Below are 4,885 nucleotides of genomic sequence, written 5' to 3'. Positions count from 1 at the left end.
ACCGTGAAACAACTTTGCGCCGATGATAGTGCTGCAACCAGTGTGAAAGTAGGTTATCGTCAGGCTAGTTATATTAAAAAACCCCGTTGGCGCCTTGTGCCTGACGGGGTTTTTTTCGTTTGGCCACGTCAAAAGCAAGGGGCAGACCCCAAAAGGCCGGGGTCAGACCCCTGAGGCAGCGCAGGGTGCCTCAAATTTGAACACAATGAGTTCCACTTGTTCAAAAAGCAAACAGCATAATTTCCCCACCGCAGTGATTCTCCTCTGTTTTTTCTATCGTTAAGTTGCGTAAGCCAGCTAAACCGGCGTCTTCGCAGCATTCCTTGATAGCTGGCACGGCGTTTGCAGACAGATTGTCGTGCTCAACGTTACGCCCATTTCCACAACGGTATTTTCACCTATCAGACAGAGGACGACATGAATCTCGCGGACATCAGCAAACTCGGCGTCGCCAATCCCTTCAAGGCGCGCTACGACAACTACATCGGCGGCCAATTCGTCGCGCCCGTCAACGGCGTCTATTTCGGCAATGTCACGCCCATCACCGGGCAGGTGTTTTGCGAAGTGGCCCGCTCCACGGCGGAAGATGTGGAACTGGCGCTGGACGCCGCCCACGGGGCTAAAGATGCATGGGGCAAGACTTCGCCGGCCGAGCGTGCCAACATCCTGAACAAGATCGCCGACCGCATCGAGCAGAACCTGAGCCTGATCGCCACCGCCGAAACCATCGACAACGGCAAGCCGATCCGCGAGACGATGAACGCCGACATTCCGCTGGCAATCGACCACTTCCGCTACTTCGCCGGCTGCATCCGCGCCCAAGAGGGCTCGGTGGCGCAAATCGATGCGGAAACCTATGCCTACCATTTCCACGAGCCACTGGGCGTCGTCGGCCAGATCATTCCGTGGAATTTCCCCATCCTGATGGCCGTGTGGAAGCTGGCCCCGGCGCTGGCCGCCGGCAATTGCGTCGTGCTCAAGCCGGCCGAGCAGACGCCGGCCTCGATCATGGTGTTGATCGAGCTGATCGGCGACCTGTTGCCGCCTGGCGTGCTCAACGTCATCAACGGTTTCGGCCTGGAGGCGGGCAAGCCGCTGGCGTCGAGCAAGCGCATCGCCAAGATCGCCTTCACCGGCGAAACGGGAACGGGCCGCCTGATTATGCAATACGCGGCGCAAAATCTGATCCCCGTCACGCTGGAGCTGGGCGGCAAGTCGCCGAACATCTTCTTCGCCGACGTGATGGACGCCGACGATGCCTTCTTCGACAAATGCCTGGAAGGTTTTGCGATGTTCGCGCTGAACCAGGGCGAGGTCTGCACCTGCCCGTCGCGCGTGCTGATCCAGGAATCGATCTACGAGCGCTTCATCGAGCGGGCGCTGAAGCGGGTGGCCGCCATCAAACAGGGTAATCCGCTCGATTCCGCGACGATGATAGGCGCGCAAGCGTCGCAGGAGCAACTGGAAAAAATCCTGTCCTATATGGACATCGGCAAGCAGGAGGGGGCGACGGTGTTGGCGGGCGGCGCGCGCAAGGTGCTGACGGGCGAACTGGAGGGGGGCTACTATGTGAGCCCGACCGTGTTCAAGGGCAACAACAAGATGCGCATCTTCCAGGAGGAGATTTTCGGCCCGGTCGTGTCGGTGACCACCTTCAAGGACGAGGCCGAGGCGTTGGCGATTGCCAACGACACCTTGTATGGCCTGGGCGCCGGTCTGTGGACGCGCGACGGTTCGCGCGCCTTCCGCGTCGGCCGCGCCATCCAGGCCGGTCGCGTGTGGACCAATTGCTACCACCTGTACCCGGCCCACGCCGCGTTTGGCGGCTACAAGCAATCGGGCATCGGCCGGGAAAATCATAAGATGATGCTGGACCATTACCAGCAAACCAAAAACCTGCTGGTGAGCTACAGCCCGAAAGCGCTCGGCTTCTTCTGATCGCAGTGCGTTCCCGCGGCGCCTGCGCCGCGGGTATTTTGCAAAGGTCCACCATGAAGCATACGATTGCGCGCGTCACGGCAACCCCGGCGGCGCTGGAAATGACGGCCGCGCTGTGCCGGCGGCATGGTGCGGTGATGTTCTTTCAGTCCGGCGGCTGCTGCGACGGCAGTTCGCCGATGTGTTATGCATTGGGCGAGTTCAATGTCAGCGACACGGATGTCTATCTGGGTAACGTCAATGGCGCGCCGTTTTACATGGGCATGGAGCAATTCGAGTACTGGGAGCATACTCAGTTGATCATCGACGTGGTCGACGGCAACGGCGGTATGTTTTCGCTCGATAATGGCACAGGCAAGCGCTTCCTGACCCGTTCGCGCCTGTTCACGGACGCGGAATTGCAGGCGCTGAACGTCCAGCCGGCGCCGGAATGAGCGGCCCTTATTTCAGGTGTGGCACCTTGCGGTAGATCGTGTTGCGCGATACTCCCAGCGCCCGCGCCGTGGCCGACACGTTGCCGCCGTGCGCCTCCAGCGATTGCAGGATGGCGCTGCGTTCCATGTCCTCCAGGTTGGCGCCGCCGGCCAGCATCTTGTCGGCGCTGGGGAGGGCGTCCATGTCGATATCGTCGAGGAAATCGTCGGGCATGTGGCGCAGGCTGATCTCGTGCTCGTCGCCGGCCATGACGGTGGCGGTGCGCAGCAGGTTGGTGAGCTGGCGGAAATTGCCCGGCCAGCGGTGCTGCTTAAACAACTGCAATATCTCGGCCGACACCGTGTAGCGCCCGCCGTTCGACTCGCTCGCCAGGATTTTCTTCACGACCGTTTCCAGGTCGCTGCGTTCGCGCAGCGGCGGCAGCTTCACCACCAGGCCGTTCAGGCGGTAATACAAATCTTCACGGAACAGCCCCTTGGCCATGCGCTCGCGCAAATTATGGTTGGTGGCGCAGATGAGTTCGACGTTGACGGTGATCGACTTGCTACTGCCCAGCGGCGTGACCATGCGTTCCTGTAATACGCGCAGCAGGCGCGCCTGCAGGCCAAAGGGCATGTCGCCGATTTCGTCGAGGAACAGCGTGCCGCCGTTGGCTTGCAAGATTTTGCCGATCGCCCCTTTCTTGCGCGCGCCGGTGAAGGCGCCGTCTTCGTAGCCGAACAGTTCCGATTCGATCAGCGTCTCCGGAATCGACGCGCAATTGACGGCGATGAACGGCCCCATGGCGCGGGGCGAATCGTTGTGGATGGCCTGGGCCAGCAACTCCTTGCCGGTGCCGGTTTCGCCCATGATCAGGATGGGAATATCGCGCCCCAAGACCTTGCTGACCTTGTCGATCACCAGTTCCAGTAGCGCATCGCCGGTGCGCAGATAGCGCAGGCCGGACAGGCGCCGCGCGGCGCTGGCCGCGTGGAGGGGCGAGGGCGCAACGGCGGGCGCCGCGTCGCCGTCGGCCGGGCGCGTCAAGGTGTGCTGGAGTGCGCTATTGGCCAGCCGCAACTGGGCGCGTCCGTATACGCGCACGCCGTTGTGCATGCACACGTTCAGCAAGCCGGGTGCGGCGGTGCGGTAGTGGTCGTACAAAGCCGACACGGGCAGCCCGAACAGGGAGCTGAAGGTGTGCGATTGCAGCGTGGCGAATGACAGGCCCAGCTGGAACAAGCCGCTGCGGTTGGCGGACAGGAAGCGCCCGCCGGGCGTGAACGAGGCGATGCCCTCCATCAGCGTGCCGATGAATTCCGGCCGCACATGAAAGTGCAGCGTGATCGCGTCTTCGAAGGCCGAGGCGAACAATTGGTTCTCGATCATTAACGCCGACATGCGCACCAGCGCCATGGTGTGCTTGTGGAAGCTGCGCTGGTCGCCGGACACGTCCAGCACGCCGATCACACTGCCGCGGTGGTCGGTGATCGGCGCGGCCGAGCAGGTGAGGAAATGGTTGGCCGCAAGATAGTGCTGGGTAGCATGCACGAGCGTCGGCGCCTTCTCGGCAATGGCGGTGCCTATCGCATTGGTGCCCTTGCTTTGCTCGGACCATGCGACGCCGGGCCGCAGCGCGACCCGGTCGGCTTTTTCGAGGAAATCGTCGTCGCCGAGCGAATGCACGATCACGCCGTCCGCGTCGGTCAATATCACCATATTGTGGGTGTTGACGATCTGCTGGTACAGCGTTTCCATGGCCGGCACGGCGTGCGTGTGGAGCATGCGGTTTTGCTCGATCAGCAGCGACAGCGCGGATGGCGCGATGGGGCTGAAGTCCGGCGCCGCAGCCGGCTGCAAACCATAGGCAATCGAGCGCTGGCGCGACGATTCGATAATGAGGGGCATCCTATCCTCCCATCCCGATGCCGCGAACGGTGCGGATTGGGGGGGGGAAGGGGTGTGCAGCTCGGGTGCAGACTGTCGATGCATGTTCTCGATTCCTCCGGTCGGCGCCTGGACATGGCGCTCTAGTCGTTGCGAGACTGTTCCGTAATGTAGCACCTGGCGTCGCTCTTGTCGTGAACTGGAACAAGCGGACGCAGCCGGGTGTGGCGGCCGTGTCCGGTTGCGTCGCCGTTCTGCATGCCGCTGTCATCTGTGGAGCCGCTCTCGCCAGTTAAATGCCTGTAAAACCTATAGTTGGTATAAGCAATCATGGTGCCAAGTACGCAGGGGAGAAAAGCCTTGCTAGCGGGGAGGCTCTTTGCTATAGTTCGCCTCCCCAATGAGTGGCACTGGATGCTAATCAAAAAGGGAGCGCAGTAAAAAGCAGGGGGTTGACGAAATGGCCGAAACGCTGCATACTCTTTCTTCTTCGCGGCTGACAAACAAAACGCTTTGTCGCCAAGCCGCAGCAGCACAGAACAAGTTCTTTAAAAATTAACAGTCGATAAATGTGGGCATTTGATGATGGTGCCGGCGGACTTCGGTCCGCCGCATACTTAAATTATTAAATGCTCGCGAAAAAGAA

The 4,885-nt window shown here is 60.9% G+C and carries 3 protein-coding genes; 2 read left to right on the top strand and 1 reads right to left on the bottom strand.

The genetic code is table 11. From position 1 onward, the window contains the following. Nucleotides 1–417: 417 nt before the first annotated feature. Entirely contained in the window at nt 418–1,938 is a 1,521-nt protein-coding gene (gene adh, locus OIK44_RS25555; protein WP_273675069.1) for an aldehyde dehydrogenase, read from the top strand. A 53-nt stretch (nt 1,939–1,991) separates the two neighbouring features. Next, a complete protein-coding gene (locus OIK44_RS25550; protein ID WP_273675067.1) occupies nt 1,992–2,372 on the top strand; it encodes a DUF779 domain-containing protein in 381 nt (126 codons plus the stop codon). A 7-nt stretch (nt 2,373–2,379) separates the two neighbouring features. Here OIK44_RS25550 and OIK44_RS25545 read toward each other — a convergent pair whose 3' ends face one another. After that, the gene (locus tag OIK44_RS25545) at nt 2,380–4,260 is read right to left on the bottom strand and encodes a sigma-54-dependent Fis family transcriptional regulator (protein ID WP_273675065.1); all 1,881 of its coding nucleotides are present in this window, start codon (nt 4,258–4,260) and stop codon (nt 2,380–2,382) included. Between the last annotated feature and the right edge of the window lie 625 nt (nt 4,261–4,885).

The organism is Janthinobacterium fluminis, assembly GCF_028595325.1.
GTDB lineage: Bacteria > Pseudomonadota > Gammaproteobacteria > Burkholderiales > Burkholderiaceae_D > Janthinobacterium > Janthinobacterium fluminis.
Note: the sequence above shows the minus strand (reverse complement) of the source record. Positions and strands in the feature narration are given on the sequence as shown.

Bases quoted from the DNA above. Each gene is read 5' to 3' on its own strand.
- adh (WP_273675069.1), top strand. From the start codon at position 418: ATGAATCTCGCGGACATCAGCAAACTCGGCGTCGCCAATCCCTTCAAG.
- OIK44_RS25545 (WP_273675065.1), bottom strand. From the start codon at position 4,260: ATGCCCCTCATTATCGAATCGTCGCGCCAGCGCTCGATTGCCTATGGT.
- OIK44_RS25550 (WP_273675067.1), top strand. From the start codon at position 1,992: ATGAAGCATACGATTGCGCGCGTCACGGCAACCCCGGCGGCGCTGGAA.